Consider the following 1,445-nt stretch of genomic DNA (forward strand, 5'->3'; position numbering starts at 1 on the left):
GACCCTGGCTGCTGGCAGTGGTACCGCCGCTTTTGGTGGTGTCATTGGCGGCACAACAGCACTCACCAGCCTGGCTGTGACTGCTGGCAACATCACCCTGGGCGGCAATGTCACCACCACTGGTGCTCAGACTTATACCGGCCCGATGACCTTAACCGGTGGCACTGGTGTCACCCGCAGCTTAAATGCCGGTGCAGGACAGATCACTCTAGGCAGTGTCAATGCCACGGGTGAAAGCCTTACCCTGCAGGGAAATGCCATCCTGAATGGTGCTCTCACTGGCTTGAGTGAACTCGACATCAGCGGCACCACCACCCTGAATACCGGTAGCATCACCACCACCGGCAACCAGAGTTATAACGGCACCCTGACCCTGACAGAGGCCACCAGCCTGACCAGCACAGGTGGCGACATCAGCTTTAACGGTATTGCTGGTGCTACCCAGAACCTGACAACCGAAGCCAGCAGTGGAACGACCTTTTTTACCGGTGACATCCTTGCTCTGGGTGTACTGGATGTCACTGGTGCAGCCTCGCTGGGTGGCTCCATCACCACCAGCGGCAGTCAGACCTATCAAGGTGTAGTTACGCTAACCGATGCCACCAGCCTGACGACTACCAACCAGAACATTGATTTCCAGAGTGGCATTCAAGGTGATTATGCCCTGACCCTGAATACCGGCAGCGCTGACATCCTGATCAGTGGCACCTCAAACCTGTACAGCCTGACCCTGACACAGGCTCGGCATGTCACACTGCAGGACATCGCCTTGAACGAAGCCTTCCTGCAAGTAGCGGGAACTGGTACCACAGCGTTTAATGGCGACCTGTCTGCCAGCACCCTTGAACTGACCACTCAGTCCATGCAGCTGGCCGCCAACAAAACCCTGAACAGCACGGCCGGTAACATCACGGTTTATTCTGATGGTTTGTTGATCGGCGCTGATGCCAGCCTGAATGCCGGTAGTGGCACCGTGACCTTGGCCCCCCAGACACAAACCAATACCCTGCAGGTTTGCTCCACAACTTCCTGCAGTGGCAGCGGGTTTGATTCAACTTATGACCTGGGCACCCTGTCCATCACTGCAGGGACCATCACGGTGGGTCGCACCAGCCACACCGGCAACATCACCCTGCAGTCTATTGCTTATGGCTACAACCTGACTCTTGAGAATGCCGCAGCAGGCTACATTCGAGTGGCTGGCACCGTAGAGGGCAGCGGTGGCTTCCTGAACCTGAACTCCAATGGGGGTTCAATTCAGCTGGGTGGCAGCATCACCACCACCGGAAACCAGACCTACTCTGGCAATCTGTCATTAACTGATACCACCAACCTCAACAGCACTGCAGGCAATATCAGCCTGAACAGTATCAGTGGTGGCGGATACAACCTTACCACCACTACAGCGGCTGGCTTTAACAGCCTGTTTACCGGTACAACCGCTG

At 56.2% G+C, this 1,445-nt stretch carries 1 protein-coding gene; it reads left to right on the forward strand.

All coding sequences use genetic code 11. The annotated features are described in order from the left end of the window. A partial coding sequence (locus BT114_RS15010) for a beta strand repeat-containing protein (RefSeq protein WP_218163537.1) occupies positions 1-1,445 on the forward strand: 1,445 nt, incomplete at both ends.

Origin of the sequence: Marinospirillum alkaliphilum DSM 21637, assembly GCF_900119735.1 — a bacterium.
Taxonomy (GTDB): domain Bacteria; phylum Pseudomonadota; class Gammaproteobacteria; order Pseudomonadales; family Halomonadaceae; genus Marinospirillum; species Marinospirillum alkaliphilum.